This window comes from Bacillus sp. RZ2MS9, from assembly GCF_001816185.2.
Lineage (GTDB): Bacteria > Bacillota > Bacilli > Bacillales > Bacillaceae_G > Bacillus_A > Bacillus_A cereus.
The window spans coordinates 2,047,238-2,072,045 of record NZ_CP049978.1; the positions used below are offsets into that span (position 1 = coordinate 2,047,238).

The following is a 24,808-nucleotide window of genomic DNA, read 5'->3' on the forward strand; positions in this document are numbered from 1 at the left end:
GAGGAAATTATGTTTGATCCAACTGCTTTTGACAATTTAAAAGTAATCGTAGAAGGTGCTGTGTATGATTTTGATCTACATGGAGATATTCTTGTAACAGATCGAAAAGATATGATGGATCTTGCTTCATTAAGTCGTATATATCATATCTCATTTCAATTAACAGAACCGTTTGAACCATTAGTAGAAGCAACATTTTCATTATCTGTGGATGCAAAGAACTTGTCTGGTGAAATACTAGAAGTGCCTCAGTTTACACCAGGTTGTGAAATGAAGCTAGCATTTTCATTCCCGTTAGAACAACCAGAAGTAAAATGCGAAGAAATTGAAACATTAATGCGTTCTATATGGGGAAAAGAAAGAATGATTATGCAGAAAGTTTCATACGAATATAATAAGCAAGCGATTTCATATCATAATAAGGTAGAGGTTCTATTTCAAAAAGCGATTACAGAAGACCATGTTGATGATTTAATAGCTGTTATTTCACACATGATAGAAACGGTGCGAACAATACAGCATTTTCTTCAAAAATAGAGATAAAGGAGAAAAACAAATGATAAAAGATATGCAACCATTTTTACAACAAGCTTGGGAGAAGGCTGGTTTTAAAGAGTTAACTGAAATTCAAAAACAAGCGATTCCAACTATTTTAGAAGGACAAGACGTTATAGCTGAATCTCCAACTGGAACAGGAAAAACATTAGCGTACTTATTACCACTTTTACATAAAATTAATCCTGAAGTAAAACAGCCACAAGTTGTTGTTTTAGCGCCAACACGTGAACTTGTAATGCAAATTCATGAAGAGGTTCAAAAGTTTACAGCAGGAACTGAAATTTCAGGTGCATCTTTAATTGGTGGTGCAGATATTAAGCGCCAAGTTGAAAAATTAAAGAAACACCCAAGAGTAATTGTCGGTTCACCAGGCCGTATTTTAGAATTAATTCGTATGAAAAAGCTAAAAATGCATGAAGTAAAAACAATTGTATTTGATGAGTTTGATCAAATTGTAAAGCAAAAAATGATGGGCGCAGTGCAAGATGTAATTAAATCAACGATGCGCGATCGTCAATTAGTATTCTTCTCGGCGACAATGACAAAAGCGGCAGAAGATGCGGCACGTGATTTAGCAGTTGAACCACAATTAGTACGTGTAACACGTGCAGAATCAAAAAGCTTAGTTGAGCATACGTATATCATTTGTGAGCGACGCGAAAAAAATGATTACGTAAGAAGAATTATGCATATGGGCGATGTAAAAGCAGTTGCTTTCTTAAACGACCCATTCCGTTTAGATGAAATTACTGAGAAATTGAAATTCCGTAAAATGAAAGCAGCGGCTCTTCATGCAGAAGCAAGTAAACAAGAGCGTGAAGCGACAATGCGTGCTTTCCGCGGAGGGAAATTAGAAATTCTACTTGCTACTGATATTGCAGCGCGCGGTATCGACATTGACGATTTAACACATGTAATTCACTTAGAATTACCAGACACAGTAGACCAATACATTCACCGCTCAGGACGTACTGGACGTATGGGTAAAGAAGGAACTGTCGTATCTCTTGTAACTCCACAAGAAGAGCGCAAATTACTGCAATTTGCGAAAAAACTAGGCATCGTATTTACGAAGCAAGAAATGTTCAAAGGATCATTCGTAGAAACGAAACCGAAAGCACCAAAGAAAAAGAAACCAGCATTTACTGGGAAGAAAAAGCCTAGATAAATGATGGAGAAGGCGTAACTATTTGTAGTTACGTCTTTTTTGTTTGTAAACAAGCGATAATGGGAATTGTATTAGTGTTTTTAATGTGCCTATCATATATATGCTTCTACTGGGAGTATCGAAAAAAGGGTAGTTTATTTATTTGGTTTATACGAGGAAATAATATAAAAAAGTCAAATATTAAAATGATGCGAAATAATAAAAAGAAGGTACACATATGGATAGGAAATTAGGAATGTTTTTGAATACGAAACATATTGAAGTAAACGAAGGAATACAAAAAGCAAGGGAATGGGATTTAGAATATATTCAATTATATGCTATGAATCCGACTTTCAACTTAGCTAACATCTCAAAGATACAATGGAATACATTAAAAGAAAACTTATCTTTTAATGAGATTCAAGTCCCATCATTAGCAATTAGCTTCGGAGAAAATGGAATAATAGGAACTGAAGCTGAATGTGTAATAGAGAGTTTTAAATATATTACTGATAAAGGGTTAGGGTTAGGAGCTAACGTAGTAACAGCCCATATTGGGAAAATCCCTGATGATGAAAATAGTGAGTACTATGATAAAATGCTACGTGTTTGTTATGAGATAGGGGAATTAGCGTTCAAATTTGGAGGATTCTTCGCCATTGAGACGGGATCTGAAAAAGCAATAGTATTAAAACGATTTTTAGAAACTGCAAACTCGAAAGGACTAGCTGTTAACTTTGACCCAGCAAATTTAATAAGTGATGTAAATGAAAATCCGGGAGAAGGTTTATTACTATTAAAAGATTATATAGTACAAACTCATATTAAAGATTGTAAAGAAGTGAAAAGTGATCGTTCAACTAAGTATATAGAAGTCGCAGCAGGGAATGGTGAAGTAGATTTCGATATATTCTTCAAAGTATTAGATAAAATTGGATTCGACGGATATAACATGATTGAAAGAAATGATTATTTTGATGAACTGGATGGGATGAGTCAGTCGATAAATTTTGCAAAGAAGTACATACCAACTCAAAAGGAATAACGATAGTATTTGTAGAAAGCTACATAGAATATAAAAACCATTAGGGGGAAATGTAATGATCCATAAAGTAGGACAAATTATGTTATATGTAAATAATCAAGATGAGGCAGTAAATTTTTGGACGGAGAAGGTAGGGTTTCATGTAGTTGCAGAGGAAGATAATAAGCAAGGAATGAGATGGATTGAAATCGCTCCGAAAAGCGGTGCGGAAACGAGCATTATATTACATAATAAAGAAGTTATTTCGAAAATGAGCCCAGAATTGAATCTTGGTACACCGTCTTTAATGTTCTTCTCAGAAAATCTTGATCAACTATATACAGATTTAACAAATAAAAATGTTACTGTTGGAGAAATGGTAACTATGCCTTCTGGTAAAGTATTTAACTTTGCTGATAGCGAAGGGAATTATTTTGCGGTTATGGAGAAGAACCAATAATAATATTGCTATGTGAAAATCCCCCTCAAATATATTTGAGGGGGATTAAATTTTTGAAGTGGATTTTTCATTAGAGAGTTGTTTAATAAAAAATACTCCTTTTTCAATAGCTGTCTCAATATAGCCAACGATTTGATCAAACGTAAATACTTGTAAGTCTTCATGCAAATGTTGCTTTGGATACAACATATCTTCAAAAAGATACTTTCGAAAAGCTAAAACGTTTTCTTTAGAAACCTCTTCAATATCCACAATGTGAGCCTCTTGATTGAGAAGAGAGAAAAGCTGTTGTTCTTGATCGTAATGATGAAGCAACTTTGCATTTAACAATTTAAAATCGTTATAGTACAGGGGTGCGATAGTTTCGTCATTCTCTATTCTATTTTTTAGCCAAGGTAGAAAAAATCCACTTAGCCAATTATCATCGGCAATGAGGTGGGTATAATAGCCTAAAATAAATGGGGAATCTATATGTGATTCATATTTATGAAAAAATGAATCATAATCTATTCTTCTCGTATAGTTCTTCGTTGTACCGGCATAAAAATGTGAGGTTCCTTTTTCTTTTTTTGAATGAACAGCATCAGGGGCTACAGCTCCAAGTAAGAAAGAAGTCTTATCGTGAATTGATAGTTTCTCAGCAATACCACTAGCGATAATAACATGCATAATTCGTGATCCCATGAATGCCACCTCTGTTTCCAGTATTCATTTCAGGAAGAGGACTAAACAGTTAGTATTACTTTCCCTGTACTTTTTCTACTTTCGACCCATTCATGTGCTTTCCCTGCATTTTGAAGTGGAAAAGATTTCGTAGCCTTAATTTGTAAACGTCCGTCACGCAAATAACGGAAAACTTCATTTGCAGTTTCTTGGAGCAGTTCAGGACGTTTTTTTCGTGTGGTTCCAAAGCTAAAACCGAGTATAGAGCGGCAACTTGCATGTAAATCTTTCGTTTGAAAGTTACCAATTTCACCGCTAGCATTACCGAAATGAACGAGGCGACCGTAATAAGCAAGGCAGTTTAAACTTCTTTCAGAAACCGTTCCAGAAATAGAGTCTAAAATTACATCAACCCCTTCACCATTTGTCAGTTCATTGACTTTCTCTACAAAATCTTCATCTTGATGACAAATAACATAATCAGCTCCAGCATCTAAAGCAATTTCTTTTTTTGCTTCACTTCCGACAGTGCCTATAACTGTTCCAGCCTCTAATAGTTTAGAAAGTTGAATAGCAGTAGTGCCAATTCCGCCAGCAGCCGCATGAATGAGTACAGATTCACCTTGTTGAAGCCTTGCAACATTTGCGAGTAAATTATAGCTTGTAAAAGATACGATTGGACAAGCGGCTGCAGTTTGAAAGTCAACTTCATGGGGTAATACGAAAGTAAGATTTTCATTTGCAACAACGTATTCTGCGTAAGATCCATTTTGAGGAAAAGCAATGACACGTTGTCCAGGGTGAATATTTTTCACATGAGAACCGACACGTTCTACAATACCAGTGGCATCTATACCTGGAATAAAAGGTAGTGCTTTATTTCCTTTTTTACCATAACGTGATTTAATATCAGCGAAATTTACACTAGTAGCAACAACACGAATTAAAACTTGATCTTCTGAAATAGCCGGTATATCCAAATCTGTATATTTCATCACTTCAGGACCACCGAACGACGTTACAACGATAGCTTTCATCATATATCCTCCTAAATTTGACTATATAAATTATTTTAAATCTTTATCAGAAATTGGAAAATTATATAATAGTTATGTGTGGTTATAAGTGAAGCTTATGAACTCAATGAATCATAATATTAATTTATATAAAAAAACTTTAAAAAAATCGAACGAAATATGAATTACCTGCCAATATATAGTGTAAGACAAAGGAGGGCTGGAATATGAAGGGTGAAATAGATTACGCACATTTAATCCAATTAACTTTATCAGGAAATAAAGAAGCATATAGCAAGTTGTATGATAAAACGATTCAAGAAGTATATAAAACAGCACATTTTTTAATAGAGGATAAAACGGATGTAGATGATGTCGTTCAAGAAATATACATACAACTATATGAATCGCTTCGTAAGTATGATAGCGAGAAGCCATTTCGTCCTTGGCTAATTGGACTTGCGATTAAACAAATTCACTCTTATAGAAGAAAGAGGTGGATGCGACTACGAATTATAAAAAAAGCAGAAGAGCAAAGAAAGTCAGTGCAAATTGATTTTTCTAACGATGTTGTAAGTAAAATATCAAACCAAAAACTAATTGAACTCATTCATAAATTACCGTATAAATTGAAACAAGTTATTATCTTAAGATACTTACACGATTATTCACAAGAAGAAGTAGCACAAATATTACATATTCCAATTGGTACTGTGAAATCTAGAATTCACGCAGCATTAAAGAAACTACGTCAAAAAGAGCAAGTAGAAGAAATCTTTTTAGGAGAGGTAGGGAATGTGAAATGAGTTTAGATTGTAGAGTTAGAGAATCTATACAAGAAGAATCGAAGGGAATTGTTGCCCCGCCGGAGTTAAAAGAAAAAGTAATTGTTCAGATTAAAATGAATCGCGGAGGGAACAAAAGGAAGAAGCGTCTTATTGCAGGAGTGCTTGCGGCAGCATTTTTAATCCCGACGACTGGTTTTGCGTATCAATCTATTATGGCGGATGGTATATACGGATCTTTCGAGAATTTAAAAAAACATGCCGGAACGATGACATTAGAGGCGTATATGCGTTTTAGTGCAAAATTATCAGAGGCGAAAGATGAAATGGGTACGAAGGAATATGAAGAGTTTACAAAAGAACTAAAAAAATTAACAAATGCAAAACTTACTTACGGAGATTCGAACGGTAATATTGATTATGATCAATTATTACCGGCTAAAAAAGAGGAATTGAAAAAGGTGGTAATGGAGCTTCATCCGTATTTTGATAAATTAAATGGCCATAAGTCTAGTAAAGAGGTATTAACTCCTGAAGAGTATGAACAATATATGGAAGCATTAATGTCATATCAAACCGTTTTAGTAAAAACGAAATCGAGTGGGGGGATAACAATAGAAGAAGTACCTGAAGCGTACAAAGAAAGATTTATTAAAGCAGAGCAGTTTATGGAATATGTAAATGAAAAGGTGCAATAATTAGAAAAGCTCATAGCCTTAGCTTTGAGCTTTTTTATTGAAACAAAAAAGAGTGTTCAATTATACTTTTTCATATTTGCATTATCTTTTTGTATAAAACAATCTAAAAGGGAATAACCAGCTATTAAACTAATTATCGTAACAAAAGTTGTATTTATTAGAATAATATTAACTAAATAAGGTAGGTATTCTGCAAGTGGTGAAAAGAGTAGTGCTGGGGAAAAGGAAATGAATAGTGTAGGCACTGTAATAGCAATAAATTTATCCGGTTGAAAGCTCCAGTTTTGTTTACTTGTTTCGCGATTAATAGATTGAAGGAATCGTAATAAAATGCCAAATATAAGAGGGAAGAGTGTAAAGTAGAATAATCTTGGATAAACGTTAAAGTTCACTTGCGTGTCTGTATCTAAATAAAATTGAATTTTTACTCCTACAAATAATAATAAGACGATAAATAATGTAAAGCAGAGGTATAGCATCACTTTTTGCATTATATTCCACCATCCTTTACTCAAAATATATTCAAAAAAAGAAGAGATATACAATAACTACTGTTGTATATCTCTTCTTTTACTGTTAGTTAATAGTGGAGTTTGCTTTTTCTTGCTTCGTGAAATAATCAATAATGCCCATTGCACTAATTTCTATATCTAGATGTAAAATATTATAAACGGAATGATCTGATGGAACGTTTAACTTTGTAAGATGAGAAGAGATTTTATCCATTAACAAAGTTTGTAAAGCTTTAGTCGCTTCATCGAAATCATTATACTTTTCAAAGACTTCCTTACCAGTCTGAACGAAAATAGGTAGCCAATGTTCCAGTTGATTGTATACTTCTGTAACATGAGAGGATGCGCCGTAATGACCGAAATAAATAGTATCTACATCCATACTTTGAATATGATTTTTAGAAGCAATCATCGCATCTGGTTGAAATTGTGAAGGGGACGTTGATGGTAGATACAGTTCTACACCAACGTTTGCGAGTTCTCTATAATAAATTCCAATTGTATCACCAGTGAAAATCCCGTTTGTTAATGAATCGTGAATGCTAATATGGTGCTTCGCATGTCCTGGTGTATCGTAAAATGTAAGGGTGCGGTCTTTTGCAATTTTTAACGTATCACCATGTTGTACAATATGAACACGTTCTTCTTCAATTGGAAGAATTGGATCAAAGAGTTTATCGAAATCTTCTTTGTAGACAGCTTTTGCACCTAAAATGAGTTTTGTTGGATCAATCATATGACGAGCACCACGAGAATGCACATATAACGTAGCATTTGGGCACTTCTCCATCATTAAACCAGCTGCGCCAGCGTGATCTAAATGCACATGTGTAACGATAATGTTTTTAACATCGTTTAAATCAATATGTAATTGTTGTAAGCCGTCTAAAATATACGGAAGAGAAGGGGCTGCACAAGTTTCAATTAAAGTAATATCGTCACCTAATAAAACGTACGTACCTGTTCGTTCATTATGCTGTAAATCGAAATCATCAATAAGATATAGGTGAGAAGATAATTGCTCTACTTTTTTCATATTTACCACTCCTTATATACTGCATGTTTCTATTATACGATAAAATAGAAAAAAGGCAGAAAACGAAGCTCGTCTTCTGCCTTTTTGTAATATTATTATTTCGTTTGTTGTTTATTAATAGACATAATGAACAGTCCAACAATCCCGCCTACTAATGGAAGCATAATCTCTCCTGCTAAATTAAAGTAGGAGCTTAAGAATAAACCATTTACATCGATTACCCAGCCAGTAACATACAATAACATCATATATAGTACGAAATAAAACTCGCGATTTGAAATCGTTTCATGTTGTGCAGTTTTCATAATGGACACCATCCTTTTCTTTTATAATGGAATATAAACTGTCACATTTTGTTCACATTTCAATTGTAAAACTTTCCATCATAAAAGTCTAGTAGTATGTGTCGAATTTTGAACGAAAATAAAGCGCTATAATTATATCTTATAAGTACGTAATAAGAGATGTATATTCACGAATGTAGTATAGTATAAACATAGAATGATAGTGAAGAGAGGGGCAAAGACAATGACAGTTTATGATTTTTCAGCTAAAACAATTACCGGTGAAGAAAAATCGTTAAAAGATTACGAAGGAAAAGCACTTCTTATTGTAAATGTAGCTAGTAAATGTGGTTTCACACCGCAATATAAAGGATTACAAGAGGTGTATGATAAATATAAAGACCAAGGACTTGAAATACTCGGATTCCCTTGTAACCAATTCGGAGGACAAGAACCAGGTACAGAAGCGGACATTACTAGTTTTTGTGAATTAAACTACGGTGTAAACTTCCCAATGTTTGCAAAGGTTGATGTGAAAGGTGATAAGGCTCATCCTTTATATACATACATGACAGAACAAGCACCAGGTTTACTCGGTATGAAAGCAGTGAAATGGAATTTTACGAAGTTTTTAATCGGAAAAGACGGGAAAGTAGTAGGGCGTTTTGCGCCGCAGACGAAGCCGGTAGATTTAGAGGTTGAGATTGAGAAGGTACTTGGAGAATAATTAGGAGTTTCACTTTATTAAAAAACGTCTCAAAGAACAATGTAGTTCTTTGAGACGTTTTCTTTAAACTCACATTTTCAAGATTAAATTACTGTATCAAAGCCATCTGATTTAGGTAGAGAAGCTGCTTTTTTCATAAGCACTTCCCATAAGTGTACGGATTTCTTCCATTCTGCTGCAACCTGCCCCTGTTTATACATAGCATTCTCATAACTGGCAGTAAGTTGTTGCATATCGGCCGAGTTGTAAAGTGTATCGATATGGAGAGCGTATTCTCGGAATGTTTGACTTTCACCCCGTGGCATGCCAATTCTCGCAAATTGTTTTAAAAGTGCACCGTAAGCTTTTTGATAAACAGCATCATCCTTTCGGTATTTATAGAAATGAATAATAAGAAATGTCCTCCATATCATTCTAGTGGTAAAGAGAATGTATCCCATAATACTAATTAGTATCGTAGAGAGGAATACGTACCACCAAGACAAACTAGTTTTAGAATTTGTGACCTTTTTAGTAGAAGCGTCTTCTGTATTTTTTATTAAACTTTTAAGTTTTGCTTCATTATTTCGTTGTTGTATTTGCGTGTTATTAGAATTATTTGCTTCGCTATTTTGTGAAATAGGAGCAGGCGTATTATTTATAAAATTATAGGGATTAGTAAATCCTTTTGTTGGTTCGAATGGAATCCATCCGTATCCTGGGAAATATACTTCGACCCAAGAGTGTGCATTATCGTTCGTGATTGTATAAACATCCTCACCTTCTGCAGAGGCAAGTGCATTGTCAAGAGTTCCTTCTGTATAGCCTTTTACCCAGCGAGCAGGAATCCCAACAGAACGAAGTAGTACAATCATAGACGTCGAAAAATTATTACAGTAGCCGCTTTTTGTATCGAAAAGGAATTGATCTACATAATCTTGGCTTTTGGCAGGGAATAAGACATTCGTTGATTCGTATGTAAAAGAGTTGTCTGTAAAGTAATTTTCAATAGCTAATACTTTATCATATCGGTTGTCTTTATCATTTGTAAGATTGACAGCCAAGTCTTTTACGCGCTGTGGTAATGACTTGGGAAGTTGTGTGTACTTTGTCATAAAATAAGGATTTGTTTCTTGACCTTCATTTGTTTTTACAGCTTTCAAGTTTTCTATGGAAAACTCAGGGATCTCATATGTTACTTTATACGAATGTAAAGTAGTAGAAGAGTCTCCATTCATTGTATAAATTTTTTCTGAAAACGGGTCAACACTGTATGATACATCAGAAGCAGCCTCAACTGATACTAATCCTGCTGGATAGGTAAGGTGAGGGTAACTTTTTTGCATGGTAATTGTTGCCTCAGTCGTTTTCGTTTTTGTATTTTGTTCGTACCAGCTTACGACGTCGTTTTTATTTTTAAAAGAAATCTTTTTCGGATTTTCAGAAATTACCCAGCCTTTTCCTGTATAAAAATCTTTTGTTTCTACTCTCCAATATTGTTTGTTTTGCGTTCGTGCTGTGAAAACAATTGTAGGATCCGCCTTAAAAGGACCGCCTAATCGCGAGTCATCTAAACCATACCCAATTGTAGAAACTTTTTGTTCTTTACTTGCTTCAGATGTGTTGAATTTTAAAAAATCCATTGGGTTTGGCCATTGAGGGCCAAATTTTGGAGCAAAGTATGCAATGGTTGCTAATAATACGATAAATATTGTAAGTGGTCTAAGTAATTTTGAGATTTCTCTAGCATAATTTTGTAAGTGTTCACGTTCTTTTATTCGTTCTACTTGAAGAAGACTAAGCATAAAAAATCCGATGACAACAGTTCGAATAATAGCGTAGTTTGCATTGTATAAATGTAAGTTATGAAAAGTTGCGATATAAATAATAGTCAATACAAGAAATAGAAACCCACGTTTTTTATGAATAATCCAAAATGAAGTGAAAGAACTCAAAAACCAAAATGAGAGAAAAAATAAAACCGTCGGAAAAACTGGAGAAATATCTAGTAAATTCCCTTGGAAAAATAGGGAGGAATTTCGAGACATATCAGAAAAGAATGTTGTTAGCCAAGATGGATTTATAAAAGCATTTTTATAATATAGGGAATGAATGATAAATAGGACTGTGACAATTTTTATTGGAATCTGCCACCTCGTTTGAAAAAAAGAGAGAGCGAAGCAAATTCCTATAAATGTTACGAAAATATCTAATCTACCTACATTTGTAATACCTATAAGAGGTCTTAGCCATTCTAGTAAAAGAAGAAATACACATGCATGCATAAAGAATCTGTTCGTATCCCACTTGTATTTTGTTTGTAATGTTATCATTTGCTCACCTCAAAAAACACGTTTGTATACCGGTTTTCATAAACCGTGTTTACAAATATTTGTCGTTTTTTTAGAGTTTCTATTATACTGATTTCTCGGTGTGAAAGTTGATTCGCTTTTTCTTTCACGACAAAAACCATACATTTTCTATTTTTTATAGCAGCACAATCAGCCGCCTTTTGAATATCGGGAGAAAGATTACTGGTCACGAGTATAACCGTGACGGGCTCATAAATTTTTCTTAGTTCCATGTTTACACTCTGGGAGAGCGGGAATACACTGTCTGCTTGTACTTTTGCTAAATGACAAAGGATTTGTTGTAACTGCGTATCTCCATTGTCTAAAGGGAAAATAGTTTGTTCTTTTCCGATAGACACGAATGATGCTGGTGAATTTTGTTTCAAGACAGCCCTTACGATAGAGGCAGTAAATGTGACGACTGATTCGAATAGAGGAGACTCGGTTCTGTCTATGAATATCATGATATTATGGCTGCGCTGTTGTTCAAACTCTTTTGTCATAATATTGTTTGTTCGTGCAGTTGCTTTCCAATCGATCCATGAAAAGCGATCGCCAGGTTTATAGTCTCTGACACCGACCGAGATTGTAGAGTCTTTTGCTGAATTTATATTTGCTGAAAGCGCTCCTTGTTCGAAATGATTTTCCAATTGTCGATACGCTATATCTACATACTGGGGATAGACTAAAAATGTATTTGGAACTGAAAAAGTTACTTCTTTCTCTATCATGCCGAATAAATCGCCGGTTTTGACACGTACGCTTGAAAAAGTGTGCTCGCCTCTAGGGATTGTGTCAATAACATATTGAAACGAAATATTTCGTTCCAATCCTGGGAAGAGTACTACCTTATTCATCTTTATTTGTTTACAACTTATAAATTGTGGTGGCAGTTCATCTTCTATAACTAAATAAAGTAAGGGAAAAGGAAATTTTCTTTTTATTGTAATCGTGCTTACAAATTGTTCTCCTACTACATATCCATTCTGGTTTGTTATTCGCTTTACTTCAGCGTCCCGTAAAGCGTAGAAGGGGAGTAGTAGCGAATAAAGAGCAATGGGAATTATGCTGTAAAACAAAAACCAACTGACAAACCCGCCTTGAAACATAGCGTACATAAATGTTAAGACTAGGCATAAAGGGAGTAGCGATAACTTCATAACGTGATATAGCGCTCGCAGCATTCGTTTCATCAAGGGTTCATCGCCCTTTGAGTAGGCACGGTAGTTCGTGCAACGATTTTTGCGATAACTTGTTCGCCAGTTATTCCTTCAAATTTTGCTTCCATTTTTAGAATGAGCCTATGCGCTAAAACGTAAGGAGCTAAAAGTTTAACATCGTCTGGAATAACATAATTTCTGCCATGGATAAATGCATAAGCTTGTGAAGCTTTCATTAAAGCAATTGAGCCACGTGGACTTGCACCTAGCTGTATAGAACTGTACGTACGAGTCTGATTAACAAGCTTTACAATGTAATGCTTAATTGCTTTGTCCATACTTACTACCCGTACGCTTTGTTGTAAATAAAGTAATTCTTCTATTGTAGTAATGGTCTGTAATTGAGAGAGTGGATTTGTTTTTTCCATCCGGTTTAAAATTTCAAATTCTTCTTCTGGTGTAGGATATCCCATTTTTAGTTTCAATAAGAAACGATCGAGCTGAGCTTCTGGTAGAGAATATGTTCCTTCATATTCGACCGGATTTTGTGTAGCCATGACAAAGAACGGCTTTGGTAAAGATCTTGTAATACCATCTATTGTAATATTGCCTTCTTCCATACATTCAAGTAAAGCAGATTGTGTCTTTGGAGATGTACGATTAATTTCATCAGCAAGTACAAAATTCCCCATAATTGGTCCAGGCTTGAACTCAAATTGGAGCTCTTTCGGATTATAAATAGAAACTCCTGTTACATCTGACGGCAATAAATCAGGTGTAAATTGAATTCGCTTATAATCAGCATCAATGGATTTAGAAAGAGCACGTACTAGCATTGTTTTTCCGACACCAGGAACATCTTCTAATAGCACATGACCTTCAGCTAAGAGAGCTGTCAAAACTAAGATGGTTTCTTTTCGTTTTCCGACCATTATTTTTTCAATATTATTGATTATTTTTTCTACAGTGGGATGTAATGAATCAAGCTGGGGCATCGTAATCCTCCTAATGTTATTATCGTTTTCTAATCAATTTAGTGGACATATTTCTAATTCTATATGTAGACAGTAAAGGTCTACCTTAAATTCTGAGAATATTCAGATTATTTATTTCGATTACATCTAGTATAATTGTTTCCGTAACTAAGGGCAATACAGTAAATAATGATTTGTAGTTTTATGTAAAATCAGACTCGATATAAAATAATAACATTGGGAAAAATTTTTTTACATACAATTTATACTCTTTTCCTTATAGCAGTTTTGAAATAATATCAAAACTCTTTTTCTTTTGCAAAATAGTCGATACCTCAAAATACCATTCTCCTAATAATCACGATTAACCATAACCTTCACAACGGAACAAAAGGTTTTCTCACAAACTTATTCTCTAATAAATTTTTGACAATCTCTTGAACTGTGCGAAATGTCACATCTGTATTTTACAACCTCTCTTATAGTAAGGGTATGTAAGAGAGACGTATTAAAGGAGTGAACAGTATGAAGAAAAAAACTTCAGCACTAATGAGACGTTTAAAATATTTTTCACCAATAGATCGTTATAACGATAATCATACACAAGAAACATATGAAGATCGCGAATGGGAAAATGTGTACAGAAAGCGTTGGCAGCATGATAAAGTAATTCGTTCTACACACGGCGTGAACTGTACTGGTTCATGTAGCTGGAATATATATGTGAAAGATGGAATTGTAACTTGGGAAGGGCAGGAGCTTAACTATCCGACTACAGGTCCTGATATGCCAGATTTTGAACCGCGAGGATGCCCACGTGGAGCAAGTTTTTCTTGGTACATTTATAGTCCACTTCGTGTGAAATACCCTTATGTACGTGGTGTTCTTTGGAATATGTGGCAAGAAGAATTGCAAAATAACGAGTCACCATTAGAGGCTTGGAAAAGCATTGTGGAAAACCGTGAAAAGGCACGTACGTATAAGCAGGCGCGTGGTAAAGGGGGATTCATTCGTGCGAATTGGGATGAAGTATTACAACTCGTTTCAGCCTCTCTACTTTATACAGTAATTAAATACGGGCCAGATCGAAATGTTGGCTTTTCACCAATTCCAGCTATGTCGATGTTAAGTCATGCTGCTGGTAGTCGCTTTATGCAACTTATGGGTGGACCGATGCTTAGCTTCTATGATTGGTATGCGGATTTACCACCAGCTTCTCCTCAAATTTGGGGCGATCAAACAGATGTACCGGAAAGTAGTGACTGGTATAACTCTGGGTACATTATGACATGGGGTTCAAATGTACCAATGACGAGAACACCAGATGCACACTTTTTAGCAGAGGTTCGATATAAAGGAACGAAAGTCGTTTCTGTCAGTCCTGATTTCGCTGAATCAACAAAGTTTGCGGATGATTGGATTAGTGTGAAACAAGGTACAGACGGTGCACTTGCGATGGCAATGGGGCATGTAATCTTACAAGAATTTTACGTAGATAATCAAGTGGAATATTTCACAAAGTATGCGAAGCAATATACTGATTTTCCTTTCTTTGTCACATTGAAACAAAAAGGAGATCAATTCGTTGCTGATCGGTTCTTAAATGCTTCTGATATTGGACGAGAAACGAAGTTAGGGGAATGGAAACCTGTTCTTTGGAACGAGAATACGAATGATTTTGCAACACCTCACGGCACAATGGGGTCACGTTGGGATAATGAAAAGAAATGGAACTTGCGTTTAGAAGATGAAGAAACAGGTGAAAAGATTGATCCACGTCTTTCTTTACTTGGAATGGAGGATAGTGTTCAAACTGTACAAATTCCGTACTTCTCTGATGATGGAAACAAAATATTAGAACGTACGATTCCAGTGAAAAAGGTTATGACAGAAGAGGGCGAATTGTTCGTTACAACTGTATACGACTTAACGTTAGCAAATTACGGTGTGAACCGCGGGCTTGGCGGACAAGAACCGAAAGACTTCAATGATGACATACCGTTTACACCTGCATGGCAAGAGAAAATGACAGGAGTAAAACGTGAGCTTATTATTCAAATCGCTCGTGAGTTCGCACAAAATGCTGTTGATACGAATGGTCGCTCAATGATAATTGTCGGAGCGGGTATTAACCATTGGTTTAACTCTGATACGATTTATCGCGCCGTTTTAAATCTTGTTCTTCTCGTTGGAGCACAAGGTGTAAACGGCGGTGGTTGGGCTCATTATGTTGGTCAAGAAAAATTAAGACCAGCAGAAGGATGGCAAACAATCGCGATGGCAAAAGATTGGCAAGGTCCACCGAAATTACAAAACGGTACATCCTTCTTCTATTTCGTAACAGATCAATGGCGTTATGAAGATACACCTGTTGGACATTTAGCATCACCAGTTGAAGGTAACTCTCGTTATCAACATCACGGTGATTACAACGTATTAGCTGCACGACTTGGCTGGTTACCTTCTTATCCAACATTCGAGAAAAATGGAATTGAATTATATAAAGAGGCTGTTGCTGCTGGTGCAACAACGCAAGAAGAAATCGGAAAATATGTTGCACAAAAATTAAAAGAAAAAGAACTGAAATTTGCGATTGAAGATCCAGATAACAATAACAACTTCCCGCGCAATTTATTCGTATGGCGTGCGAATTTAATTTCGAGTTCTGGTAAAGGACATGAATATTTCTTAAAACATTTATTAGGTACAACAAACGGGTTAATGAATGACGACAGTGATTCATTACGACCAGAAGAAATAAAGTGGCATGAAGAAGCGCCAGAAGGGAAGCTTGATTTACTCATTAATTTAGATTTCCGTATGGCTGGAACAGCACTGTATTCTGATATCGTCTTACCTGCTTCAACTTGGTACGAAAAACACGATTTAAGCAGTACAGATATGCATCCATTTGTACATCCATTTAATCCGGCAATCGGTTCACCGTGGGAAGCGCGCTCTGACTGGGATATTTTCACTTCACTTTCTAAAGCTGTGTCAGATTTAGCGAAGAAAATTGATCTTGAACCAATGAAAGAAGTTGTTGCAACACCACTTCTTCATGATACACCGCAAGAATTAGCGCAACCACTTGGCAAGATTAAAGATTGGAGTAAAGGTGAATGTGAACCAATCCCGGGTAAAACGATGCCACAAATTCACGTTGTTGAAAGGGATTATAAAACGATTTATGACAAAATGACTGCGCTTGGACCAAATGCCGGAAAACAACCGATTGGTACGAAAGGGATCTCTTGGTCAGCAGAAAAAGAGTATGAGCAATTAAAGAGCAAATTAGGAGTCGTTCGAACGGATTCTATCGCGAAAGGTTGTCCAGACATCAAAGAAGCAATCAATGCTGCTGAAGCGGTATTAACACTATCTTCTACAACAAACGGTCATATGGCAGTAAAAGCATGGGAAGCACTTGAAAAACAAACAGATTTAAAACTACGTGATTTAGCAGAAGAACGTGAAGAAGAATGCTTTACATTCGAACAAATTACAGCACAACCGAAAACAGTAATTACTTCTCCGGCCTTTACAGGTTCAGAAAAAGGTGGACGACGTTACTCACCGTTTACAACAAATGTGGAACGTCTCATCCCTTGGAGAACGATAACTGGTCGACAATCTTTCTACTTAGACCATGACATGATGAAAGAATTTGGTGAAACGATGGCAACATTTAAACCAATTCTGCAACATAAACCGTTCCGTAAATCACGACCTGAAGTAGAAGGGAAAGAAATTACATTAAACTATTTAACACCGCATAATAAGTGGTCGATTCATAGTATGTACTTCGATTCATTACCGATGTTAACGCTATTTAGAGGTGGTCCAACTGTTTGGATGAATAAAGAGGACGCTGCTGAAGCGGGTGTTGCAGATAATGATTGGATTGAGTGCTTTAATCGTAACGGTGTTGTTGTAGCGCGTGCTGTTGTAACGCACCGTATACCGAGAGGAATGGCATTTATGCATCATGCGCAAGATCGTCACATTAACGTACCTGGTACGAAATTAACAAGTAATCGCGGGGGAACGCATAATAGTCCAACTCGAATTCACGTAAAACCGACACATATGATTGGTGGATATGGTCAATTAAGTTATGGATTTAACTATTATGGTCCAACTGGGAACCAGCGTGATTTAAATGTTGTAATCCGTAAACTGAAGGAGGTAGATTGGCTTGAAGATTAAAGCACAAGTCGGAATGGTAATGAACCTAGATAAATGCATCGGCTGTCATACTTGTAGCGTAACATGCAAAAACACCTGGACAAATCGTCCAGGTGCTGAATATATGTATTTCAATAACGTAGAAACGAAACCAGGTATTGGTTATCCGAAACAATGGGAAGATCAGGAGAAATATAAAGGCGGCTGGGAATTGAAAAATGGTGAAATTCAGCTAAAATCCGGTTCGAAAATGAAACGTCTTATGAATATTTTCCACAATCCAGATCAACCAACGATTGATGATTACTTTGAACCTTGGAACTATGATTATGAAACGTTAACAAATAGTCCGCAGCGTAAGCATCAGCCAGTTGCTCGTCCGAAATCAGCAATTACAGGCGAATTTATCGACAAAATTGAATGGGGTCCAAACTGGGAAGATGACTTAGCAGGCGGACATATAACTGGATTGCAAGATCCAAACGTAAAGAAAATGGAAGAAGAAATTAAAACAGATTTTGAAAACGTCTTTATGATGTATTTACCACGCATATGTGAACATTGTATGAATCCATCTTGCGTATCATCTTGTCCATCTGGTGCGATGTATAAGCGTGAAGAAGATGGAATTGTTCTTGTAGATCAAAATGCATGTCGCGCATGGAGATTCTGCGTATCATCTTGTCCATATAAAAAAGTGTATTTTAACTGGCAAACGAATAAAGCTGAAAAATGTACAATGTGCTTCCCACGTATTGAAGCTGGTATGCCAACAATTTGTTCAGAAACATGTGTAGGACGTATCAGGTATATTGGAGTAATGCTATATGACGCTGATAAAGTAAAAGAAGCAGCTTCTGTTGAAGACGAAAAAGATTTATATGAATCGCAGCTTACTGTTTTCCTAGATCCAAATGATCCAGAAATAGCAGCTGAAGCGAAAAAACAAGGCATTCCTGAAGAATGGATTAAAGCAGCACAACAGTCACCTATCTATAAAATGATTATCGATTGGAAAATTGCTCTGCCTCTTCACCCGGAGTATCGTACAATGCCGATGGTTTGGTATATCCCTCCGCTTAGCCCAATTATGAACATGGTGGAAGGGAAAGGTAGTAACTGGCAAGCAGAAGAGGTTTTCCCTGCAATTGATAATATGCGTATTCCAATTCAATATTTAGCGAATTTACTCACTACAGGGGATGAATCACACATTCGTCTTACATTGAAAAAAATGGCTGTTATGCGAACATATATGAGAGCACTGCAAATTAATAAAGAGCCAAATGAAGCTGTATTAAAAGAACTTGGTTTAACGAAACAGGATGTAGAAGATATGTATCGTCTTCTTGCCATTGCGAAATATAAAGATCGCTTCGTTATCCCGACATCTCACCGTGAACAAGTGGCAGATTTATATAGCGAACAAGGAAGCTGTGGTTTATCATTCACAGGTGGTCCAGGCTCTTGTATGACAATTTCTTAAATAAAGGGGGCAGAAAATTATGAGACAAAGTTTACAAACAGCTTTTTCTTGTTCTTCTTTTCTTCTCTCCTATCCTGAACTAGGGTGGAGAGAAGCTGTAACTGAATTGCAAGAAGAGGTTGAAACAATAGAACAGGAAGACGTTAAAGCGTCACTTACAGCCTTTATAAAGCAAGCGCTAGATAAAACGAATGATCAACTCATTGATAGTTACGTATATACATTCGATTTTGGTAAGAAAACAAATATGTATCTTACTTATATGAACACTGGTGAACAAAGAGAAAGAGGTATTGAATTACTGGAGTTAAAACAGCATTATAAAAAATCTGGTTTTGAAGTAACAGATAAAGAATTACCTGATTATTTACCGCTATTGCTTGAGTTCTTTGCAAATGCAAATGAGATAGACAGTGAACCAATTATGAGTAAATACACGGAGAATATACAAGCGTTACACGTTCAATTAAAAGAAGCAGACAGTATGTATGAACCAATTCTTGCGGCTGTTCTACTCGCTATCGAAACATGGGGTGTACAGACAAATTAGAAAGGAGAGTTGTTAAAATGATGGATCAATTTCTATGGGTATTGTTTCCCTATATCATTTTTGCAATCTTTATCGGTGGACATATTTTTAGATACAACTATGATCAATTTGGATGGACATCAAAATCTAGTGAACTATTAGAAAAGAAGATGCTCCGGGTCGGGAGTCTATTATTCCACTTTGGGATCATGTTCGTAATTGGCGGTCATGTTATGGGAATTTTAATTCCAGAAGCTGTATACCGTTCAATAGGTATCTCTGAGCATATGTATCATGTAGTAGCAATTAGTTTCGGACTTCCGGCAGGTGTTGCTTCTATTATCGGTTTAATTATATTAACGTACCGCCGCGTAACTGTAAAACGTATCATTGCAACGAGTACAAAGGGAGATTATATTGCGCTTATTTTATTACTTATCGTAATGCTAGCAGGGCTTTCTTCAACATTTTTAAATATCGATTCAAAAGGATTTGATTATCGTACAACGATTGGCCCTTGGTTCCGAAGTCTCTTTATTTTCCAACCGAAAGTTGAATATATGATGGAAGTACCAATATGGTTTAAAATTCACATTCTCGCAGGGATGGGGCTTTTCGCAGTGTGGCCATTTACAAGACTTGTACATGTATTTAGTGCCCCAATTAAATATGTAAGCCGTAGTTATGTGATTTACAGAAGACGTATTCCTAATGAGTTGAAAAAATAATACTGCTGTAAACGGATAGGAGCTAATGGTTAAAACGAAACGAGGTCTAATATGGAAGGCCTCGTTTTTGTTTACATAGGGAATAAACGTTAATAAGTAGTTTAAATTGAAAAAAGATTAGCATCTAAATAAGATGCTAATCAATGCTACAAACAGAAGCAGAGCAATCTTCACAAGCAATTTCACATTTTAAAAATTGTAAATCGTGGATTGTAATCTTTCCTTTATGAATTGAAATTGTACCTTGCTTTTTTAATTCATTTAACATTCGATTTACACTTTCACGTGAAGTTGCACAGAAATTAGCGAGTTCTTGATTCGTTAATGGTAAATCGATGAGAATACCATTTTCTTTTAATACACCGTAACTATTTGTCATTCGTATAAGAGTAGAGTACAGGGCACCTTTTTTGCCGTGTAATACTAAATCTCGGAACTTCGTTTGCATTCTTCTTAAATGTTCACTAATCCATTTCATAAATTCAAATACAAGAGCGGGTTTTTGGAGTAATGCTTTTTCTAACGCTTCACGTTTTATTACACCTACTTCAACATCTTCAAGACATTTTGAGTTTAATAAATATTTTGCATTATCCGTGAACAATGTTAATTCTCCAATAATGTCATATTCCGAACAAATTCGAAGTGTTAATTCTTGTCCGTCAGCACTAAGTTTACTAATTTGTACTTTCCCTGAGTGAATGATATAGAGTTCTGTTGCCTCCATACCTTCTTGAAAAATAAAACTACCTTTTTTTATCTGCATTTTATATTCAACAGATGCAAGTAATTCTTTTAAATCTTGAGATAATGTCATACTGTTTGCCACAGTGATCACCTTTCTTCTTATAAGCAATACATTTCCTATTTTGAGTGTAAGTATGATGAAAATGCAAGAGCTATTTAAAAATAAATTGAAATTTCAATGACCGTAAGGAGGAGTAGCTAAAGATGTGAACAAAATGCGAACAGATTTGTGAAAATTTTTTGAATGGGGAAAGTGATGTGAGAAAAGTCACATTGAATATGTAGCTTCTTTTTTATAATGAAGGCAAATAAAAAAATGAAAACTTACTAAGGATTGCAGCAGAAAAGAAGGGATATAGATGCACGAGAACATGAAAGATTCTTTAAAGCGGCCACTTCAAGATTTACGCATTTCAGTTATTGATCGTTGTAATTTTAGGTGCACATATTGTATGCCTGCTGAAGTGTTCGGACCTGATTATGCTTTTTTACAGGAAGAGTGTTTATTAACATTTAATGAAATAGAAAGGTTAGCTAGATTATTTATAAGTATGGGAGTTAATAAAATTAGGCTTACTGGCGGTGAACCTTTATTGCGTAAAGACTTACCGAAATTAATTGCAAGACTTACAAATCTAGAAGGCTTAAAAGACATTGGACTCACAACAAACGGAATTCATTTAGCAAAACAAGCTAAGGCGCTAAAAGACGCGGGATTAAAACGTGTAAATATTAGTTTAGATGCGATAGAGGACCATGTCTTCAAAAAAATTAACGGAAGAAATGTAAGTACAAAACCTGTACTGAAAGGAATAGAAGCAGCAAATGCTGCTGGATTAGAAGTAAAGGTAAATATGGTCGTAAAAAAAGGGATGAATGATAGTCAAATTCTTCATATGGCGCGTTATTTTAAAGAAAAAGAAATTCAGCTCCGTTTCATTGAGTTTATGGATGTAGGCAGTACAAACGGATGGAATTTTGAAGAAGTCATTACGAAGGAACAATTAATAGAGAAAATTAATCGTGTATATCCAATTGAGCCCGCTCAGCCTCGTTATTTTGGAGAGGTTGCGAAATTGTATCGATATGTAGGGAGTAATGCAGAAGTTGGATTTATTACTTCTGTTTCTGAGTCATTTTGTTCTTCTTGTACGAGAGCTCGTATTTCGGCAGACGGCAAGTTTTTCACATGCCTATTTGGAGCGAAAGGAACGGATTTGCGAACGCTTCTTCGAGAAAATATTTCTGATGCATCACTATTAAAAATTTTAAATGATACATGGCGATATAGAACAGATCGATATTCAGATGAAAGAACGGTTGAGAATACAAGTAAACGTCCAAAAGTTGAAATGTCTTACATTGGTGGATAGTGAAAGGAGGATTTCTTATGCAAGAGCGTTATTCAAGACAAGTGTTGTTTTCTGGAATTGGTGAAATGGGACAAAGAAAAATAAGAGAAAAGCATGTGCTCCTAATCGGTGCGGGTGCGCTAGGAGCTGCGAATGCAGAAGCACTTGCTAGGATGGGAATTGGGAAATTGACAATTGCTGATCGTGACTACGTCGAATGGAGTAATTTACAGCGGCAGCAGTTATATACAGAAGAAGATGCGCAGCAGTGTAAACTAAAAGCAATTGCAGCAGCAGAACATGTAAGAAAGATTAATTCTGAAGTGGAAATTGTACCAGTTGTAACAGATGTCACAATGCGAGAAATAGAAGAGTTAACAAAAGATGTGGATCTCATATTAGATGCGACTGACAATTTCGATACGCGTCTACTTATAAATGACATTTCACAAAAAGAAAATATACCTTGGATATATGGCGGATGTATTGGGAGTTACGGTGTAACGTATACAATTCTTCCTGGGAAAACACCATGTTTTCGCTGTCTAATGGATCATCCTATGGGCGGTGCAACATGCGATACAGCCGGAATCATTCAGCCAGCTGTACAAATGGTCGTTGCTCACCAAGTTACAGAGGCGATGAAAATATTGGTGGGTGATTATGAAGCATTAAGAGGGACGATGTTGTCATTTGATATTTGGAACAATCAATATCTCTCATTAAAAGTAAATAGACAGAAGAAAAGTACATGTCCTTCTTGTGGGAAATCACGAACGTATCCAAGCTTAATATTTGAAGCGCAAATGAAAACGGAAGTGTTATGCGGACGGAATACAGTTCAAATCCGTTCAGGAATAAAGAGAAATCTTAATTTAACCGAAATTCAAAAACGATTACAAAAAAGTGTACATGTCAAAAAAACGCCTTACTTACTATCATTTCTAGTTGATGAATATCGTTTTGTTTTATTTATAGACGGTAGGGCATTTATTCATGGGACAAATGATGTGAAAATAGCAAAACGATTATACGCCAAATATATAGGATGAACAGAAAAATCGTTTTTTCCTTATTAAAACGAGGTGAAAAAGAATGTTAGATAAACGTATACCAATTCCAGTAGCAGAAGCAGTTGCTCGTGTAATGAAATATGCCTACCAAGGTGAAATGGAAAAGGTTTCTCTTATAGAAAGCTACGGTAGAACACTTGGAGAAGATGTTATTGCAGATCATGATGTTCCGCATTTTGATCGCTCTCCATACGACGGGTTTGCGATTCGAGCGGAAGATACAAAAGAAGCGAGTAGTAGTAACCCCATTCAATTTGAAGTAATTGGCGAAATTGGAGCAGGCTTTGTTTTTACAGAAGAAGTGAAAGAATTTCAAGCTGTCCGTATTATGACAGGTGCCGCAATTCCGGAAGGGTGTAATGCGGTTGTTATGTTAGAGCTAACGGAAGGATTTGAAGAAAACGAAAAGATTTATATGGTATTAAAACGCTCTTTCTCTTCTGGCGATAACATTTCTTTTAAAGGAGAAGATGTAAACCAAAATAGCATCCTTGTGAAAAAAGGGACTGTTATTAATCCTGGAGTAGCAGCGCTTCTTGCTACGTTTGGTTATAGTTCCGTACATGTTATAAAACAGCCGGTTATTGGAATTGTAACAACAGGAAGCGAACTGCTTGAAGTACATGAACAATTAAAGCTAGGGAAGATTCGAAATAGTAACTCTTATATGATTGCTGCTCAAATTGAACGAGCCGGCGGAGTTGTACAGTATTATGGGCAATTCGCTGATGATTTAGAGACGTGTTATAACACTGTAAAAAAAGCGATGAAAGAAGTCGATATTTTAATTACAACTGGTGGCGTTTCGGTAGGAGATTATGACTATTTACCTGCTATTCATAAGAGGTTACAAGCTAATATACTTTTTAACAAAATAGCGATACGACCAGGAAGTGTGACAACTGTAGCTGAGGTAGAAGGAAAACTACTATTTGGTTTATCTGGTAATCCTTCTGCTTGTTATGTCGGATGTGAGTTATATGTTCGACCAGTCATTGGAACATATTTGCATAGGAAAGATCCACACATTTATCGTGCAGAAGCAATTTTACAAAAAGACTTTTCGAAAGCAAATCCGTTTACTCGTTTTGTAAGAGGGAGAGTGGAATTTGTAGATGGTCAATTACAAGTTACACCAGTTGGTTTAGATAAATCTAGCGCAATTTCTTCACTTGCAGAAGCGAATGCATTTATCGTTTTGCCGGGGGGAACGAGAGGATTTGAAGCCGGAATAATCGTTTCGGTACTGTTATTAGAATCAAACGTCGGAAGTGAGTGGCCGTGGGATGAATCGCTTCGATCATATAAATAATAGAAAATAGATTGCT

Annotated in this window: 23 protein-coding genes; 14 read left to right on the forward strand and 9 right to left on the reverse strand. The window is 35.9% G+C overall.

Annotated elements, in window-relative coordinates:
• Positions 1-9: 9 nt before the first annotated feature.
• The 4 genes from BHV55_RS10590 (at position 10) to BHV55_RS10605 (ending at position 3,192) form a co-directional block, all read left to right on the forward strand.
• Complete coding sequence (locus BHV55_RS10590) at positions 10-537, forward strand: hypothetical protein (RefSeq protein WP_000460219.1); 528 nt, start codon at positions 10-12, stop codon at positions 535-537.
• Positions 538-556: 19 nt separating this feature from the next.
• On the forward strand, positions 557-1,726 hold the full coding sequence (locus BHV55_RS10595; protein WP_000588613.1) for a DEAD/DEAH box helicase: 1,170 nt from the start codon (positions 557-559) through the stop codon (positions 1,724-1,726).
• Between the two features lie 217 nt (positions 1,727-1,943).
• Positions 1,944-2,753, forward strand: a complete 810-nt coding sequence (locus BHV55_RS10600; RefSeq protein ID WP_000375207.1) for a sugar phosphate isomerase/epimerase family protein — start codon at positions 1,944-1,946, stop codon at positions 2,751-2,753.
• Between the two features lie 55 nt (positions 2,754-2,808).
• A complete protein-coding gene (locus BHV55_RS10605; protein WP_000581467.1) occupies positions 2,809-3,192 on the forward strand; it encodes a VOC family protein in 384 nt (127 codons plus the stop codon).
• A 45-nt stretch (positions 3,193-3,237) separates the two neighbouring features.
• Here BHV55_RS10605 and BHV55_RS10610 read toward each other — a convergent pair whose 3' ends face one another.
• Positions 3,238-3,876 (reverse strand): zinc dependent phospholipase C family protein, encoded by a 639-nt coding sequence (locus tag BHV55_RS10610; RefSeq protein WP_000535630.1) that lies wholly within the window; start codon positions 3,874-3,876, stop codon positions 3,238-3,240.
• 41 nt (positions 3,877-3,917) lie between these two features.
• Positions 3,918-4,892, reverse strand: a complete 975-nt coding sequence (locus BHV55_RS10615) for a quinone oxidoreductase family protein (protein WP_070757474.1) — start codon at positions 4,890-4,892, stop codon at positions 3,918-3,920.
• A 206-nt stretch (positions 4,893-5,098) separates the two neighbouring features.
• Between BHV55_RS10615 and BHV55_RS10620 the strand changes: the two genes are divergently transcribed.
• Both BHV55_RS10620 and BHV55_RS10625 read left to right on the forward strand, forming a co-directional pair.
• Positions 5,099-5,677, forward strand: coding sequence for a sigma-70 family RNA polymerase sigma factor (locus tag BHV55_RS10620; protein ID WP_000675563.1), 579 nt, complete (start codon positions 5,099-5,101; stop codon positions 5,675-5,677).
• The gene (locus BHV55_RS10625) at positions 5,674-6,354 is read left to right on the forward strand and encodes a DUF3600 domain-containing protein (protein ID WP_070757472.1); all 681 of its coding nucleotides are present in this window, start codon (positions 5,674-5,676) and stop codon (positions 6,352-6,354) included. The genes BHV55_RS10620 and BHV55_RS10625 overlap by 4 nt, the downstream gene beginning before the upstream one ends.
• A gap of 56 nt (positions 6,355-6,410) precedes the next feature.
• On the opposite strand, the gene BHV55_RS10630 is transcribed toward BHV55_RS10625, so the two are convergent.
• The 3 genes from BHV55_RS10630 to BHV55_RS10640 all read right to left on the reverse strand — a co-directional run bounded on the left by BHV55_RS10630 (position 6,411) and on the right by BHV55_RS10640 (position 8,207).
• Positions 6,411-6,845 carry a hypothetical protein gene (locus tag BHV55_RS10630; protein WP_070757470.1) on the reverse strand — a complete coding sequence of 145 codons (435 nt, stop codon included), beginning with the start codon at positions 6,843-6,845 and terminating at the stop codon, positions 6,411-6,413.
• A gap of 85 nt (positions 6,846-6,930) precedes the next feature.
• On the reverse strand, positions 6,931-7,902 hold the full coding sequence (locus BHV55_RS10635; RefSeq protein WP_000754966.1) for an MBL fold metallo-hydrolase: 972 nt from the start codon (positions 7,900-7,902) through the stop codon (positions 6,931-6,933).
• A 95-nt stretch (positions 7,903-7,997) separates the two neighbouring features.
• Positions 7,998-8,207: a DUF3925 domain-containing protein gene (locus tag BHV55_RS10640; RefSeq protein ID WP_000844984.1), complete on the reverse strand. Its 210-nt coding sequence runs from the start codon at positions 8,205-8,207 to the stop codon at positions 7,998-8,000.
• Positions 8,208-8,430: 223 nt separating this feature from the next.
• Here BHV55_RS10640 and bsaA point away from each other — a divergent pair, with 223 nt between their 5' ends.
• Positions 8,431-8,913, forward strand: a complete 483-nt coding sequence (gene bsaA, locus BHV55_RS10645) for a glutathione peroxidase (RefSeq protein WP_000219434.1) — start codon at positions 8,431-8,433, stop codon at positions 8,911-8,913.
• 83 nt (positions 8,914-8,996) lie between these two features.
• Here the strand turns inward: bsaA and BHV55_RS10650 are convergent, their stop codons facing one another.
• From BHV55_RS10650 to BHV55_RS10660, 3 genes are read right to left on the reverse strand one after another with little or no spacing between them, the layout of a single operon-like run.
• Complete coding sequence (locus tag BHV55_RS10650; RefSeq protein WP_070757468.1) at positions 8,997-11,225, reverse strand: transglutaminase TgpA family protein; 2,229 nt, start codon at positions 11,223-11,225, stop codon at positions 8,997-8,999.
• Entirely contained in the window at positions 11,222-12,436 is a 1,215-nt protein-coding gene (locus BHV55_RS10655; RefSeq protein ID WP_070757466.1) for a DUF58 domain-containing protein, read from the reverse strand. Before BHV55_RS10655 ends, BHV55_RS10650 begins: the two co-directional genes overlap by 4 nt.
• Positions 12,436-13,398 (reverse strand): AAA family ATPase, encoded by a 963-nt coding sequence (locus BHV55_RS10660; RefSeq protein ID WP_070757464.1) that lies wholly within the window; start codon positions 13,396-13,398, stop codon positions 12,436-12,438. The genes BHV55_RS10655 and BHV55_RS10660 overlap by 1 nt, the downstream gene beginning before the upstream one ends.
• Positions 13,399-13,902: 504 nt before the next feature.
• On the opposite strand from BHV55_RS10660, the gene BHV55_RS10665 reads away from it, so the two are divergent.
• The 4 genes from BHV55_RS10665 to narI are packed head-to-tail and all read left to right on the forward strand — an operon-like array spanning position 13,903 to position 20,308.
• On the forward strand, positions 13,903-17,586 hold the full coding sequence (locus tag BHV55_RS10665; protein ID WP_000730780.1) for a nitrate reductase subunit alpha: 3,684 nt from the start codon (positions 13,903-13,905) through the stop codon (positions 17,584-17,586).
• Positions 17,576-19,051: a nitrate reductase subunit beta gene (narH, locus tag BHV55_RS10670; protein WP_000692665.1), complete on the forward strand. Its 1,476-nt coding sequence runs from the start codon at positions 17,576-17,578 to the stop codon at positions 19,049-19,051. The genes BHV55_RS10665 and narH overlap by 11 nt, the downstream gene beginning before the upstream one ends.
• 19 nt (positions 19,052-19,070) lie before the next feature.
• On the forward strand, positions 19,071-19,601 hold the full coding sequence (gene narJ, locus BHV55_RS10675) for a nitrate reductase molybdenum cofactor assembly chaperone (protein ID WP_001249923.1): 531 nt from the start codon (positions 19,071-19,073) through the stop codon (positions 19,599-19,601).
• Between the two features lie 17 nt (positions 19,602-19,618).
• Positions 19,619-20,308 carry a respiratory nitrate reductase subunit gamma gene (narI, locus tag BHV55_RS10680; protein ID WP_000969225.1) on the forward strand — a complete coding sequence of 230 codons (690 nt, stop codon included), beginning with the start codon at positions 19,619-19,621 and terminating at the stop codon, positions 20,306-20,308.
• Positions 20,309-20,444: 136 nt separating this feature from the next.
• Here the strand turns inward: narI and BHV55_RS10685 are convergent, their stop codons facing one another.
• Positions 20,445-21,137, reverse strand: coding sequence for a Crp/Fnr family transcriptional regulator (locus BHV55_RS10685; protein ID WP_000013866.1), 693 nt, complete (start codon positions 21,135-21,137; stop codon positions 20,445-20,447).
• 277 nt (positions 21,138-21,414) lie between these two features.
• On the opposite strand from BHV55_RS10685, the gene moaA reads away from it, so the two are divergent.
• Genes moaA through BHV55_RS10700 form a run of 3 tightly spaced genes read left to right on the forward strand, consistent with a single transcriptional unit; the run spans position 21,415 to position 24,792 of the window.
• Positions 21,415-22,428: a GTP 3',8-cyclase MoaA gene (gene moaA / locus BHV55_RS10690; protein WP_000545029.1), complete on the forward strand. Its 1,014-nt coding sequence runs from the start codon at positions 21,415-21,417 to the stop codon at positions 22,426-22,428.
• A gap of 17 nt (positions 22,429-22,445) precedes the next feature.
• Positions 22,446-23,459 carry a molybdopterin-synthase adenylyltransferase MoeB gene (locus BHV55_RS10695; RefSeq protein ID WP_070757461.1) on the forward strand — a complete coding sequence of 338 codons (1,014 nt, stop codon included), beginning with the start codon at positions 22,446-22,448 and terminating at the stop codon, positions 23,457-23,459.
• 43 nt (positions 23,460-23,502) lie between these two features.
• Positions 23,503-24,792, forward strand: a complete 1,290-nt coding sequence (locus BHV55_RS10700; RefSeq protein ID WP_070757459.1) for a molybdopterin molybdotransferase MoeA — start codon at positions 23,503-23,505, stop codon at positions 24,790-24,792.
• The last annotated feature ends 16 nt before the right edge of the window (positions 24,793-24,808 follow it).

Excerpts from the sequence above, each read along its gene's own strand:
- BHV55_RS10590 (WP_000460219.1), top strand. The coding sequence starts at position 10 with ATGTTTGATCCAACTGCTTTTGACAATTTAAAAGTAATCGTAGAAGGT.
- BHV55_RS10595 (WP_000588613.1), top strand. The coding sequence starts at position 557 with ATGATAAAAGATATGCAACCATTTTTACAACAAGCTTGGGAGAAGGCT.
- BHV55_RS10600 (WP_000375207.1), top strand. The coding sequence starts at position 1,944 with ATGGATAGGAAATTAGGAATGTTTTTGAATACGAAACATATTGAAGTA.
- BHV55_RS10605 (WP_000581467.1), top strand. The coding sequence starts at position 2,809 with ATGATCCATAAAGTAGGACAAATTATGTTATATGTAAATAATCAAGAT.
- BHV55_RS10610 (WP_000535630.1), bottom strand. The coding sequence starts at position 3,876 with ATGGGATCACGAATTATGCATGTTATTATCGCTAGTGGTATTGCTGAG.
- BHV55_RS10615 (WP_070757474.1), bottom strand. The coding sequence starts at position 4,892 with ATGAAAGCTATCGTTGTAACGTCGTTCGGTGGTCCTGAAGTGATGAAA.
- BHV55_RS10620 (WP_000675563.1), top strand. The coding sequence starts at position 5,099 with ATGAAGGGTGAAATAGATTACGCACATTTAATCCAATTAACTTTATCA.
- BHV55_RS10625 (WP_070757472.1), top strand. The coding sequence starts at position 5,674 with ATGAGTTTAGATTGTAGAGTTAGAGAATCTATACAAGAAGAATCGAAG.
- BHV55_RS10630 (WP_070757470.1), bottom strand. The coding sequence starts at position 6,845 with ATGCAAAAAGTGATGCTATACCTCTGCTTTACATTATTTATCGTCTTA.
- BHV55_RS10635 (WP_000754966.1), bottom strand. The coding sequence starts at position 7,902 with ATGAAAAAAGTAGAGCAATTATCTTCTCACCTATATCTTATTGATGAT.
- BHV55_RS10640 (WP_000844984.1), bottom strand. The coding sequence starts at position 8,207 with ATGAAAACTGCACAACATGAAACGATTTCAAATCGCGAGTTTTATTTC.
- bsaA (WP_000219434.1), top strand. The coding sequence starts at position 8,431 with ATGACAGTTTATGATTTTTCAGCTAAAACAATTACCGGTGAAGAAAAA.
- BHV55_RS10650 (WP_070757468.1), bottom strand. The coding sequence starts at position 11,225 with ATGATAACATTACAAACAAAATACAAGTGGGATACGAACAGATTCTTT.
- BHV55_RS10655 (WP_070757466.1), bottom strand. The coding sequence starts at position 12,436 with ATGAAACGAATGCTGCGAGCGCTATATCACGTTATGAAGTTATCGCTA.
- BHV55_RS10660 (WP_070757464.1), bottom strand. The coding sequence starts at position 13,398 with ATGCCCCAGCTTGATTCATTACATCCCACTGTAGAAAAAATAATCAAT.
- BHV55_RS10665 (WP_000730780.1), top strand. The coding sequence starts at position 13,903 with ATGAAGAAAAAAACTTCAGCACTAATGAGACGTTTAAAATATTTTTCA.
- narJ (WP_001249923.1), top strand. The coding sequence starts at position 19,071 with ATGAGACAAAGTTTACAAACAGCTTTTTCTTGTTCTTCTTTTCTTCTC.
- narI (WP_000969225.1), top strand. The coding sequence starts at position 19,619 with ATGATGGATCAATTTCTATGGGTATTGTTTCCCTATATCATTTTTGCA.
- moaA (WP_000545029.1), top strand. The coding sequence starts at position 21,415 with ATGCACGAGAACATGAAAGATTCTTTAAAGCGGCCACTTCAAGATTTA.
- BHV55_RS10695 (WP_070757461.1), top strand. The coding sequence starts at position 22,446 with ATGCAAGAGCGTTATTCAAGACAAGTGTTGTTTTCTGGAATTGGTGAA.
- BHV55_RS10700 (WP_070757459.1), top strand. The coding sequence starts at position 23,503 with ATGTTAGATAAACGTATACCAATTCCAGTAGCAGAAGCAGTTGCTCGT.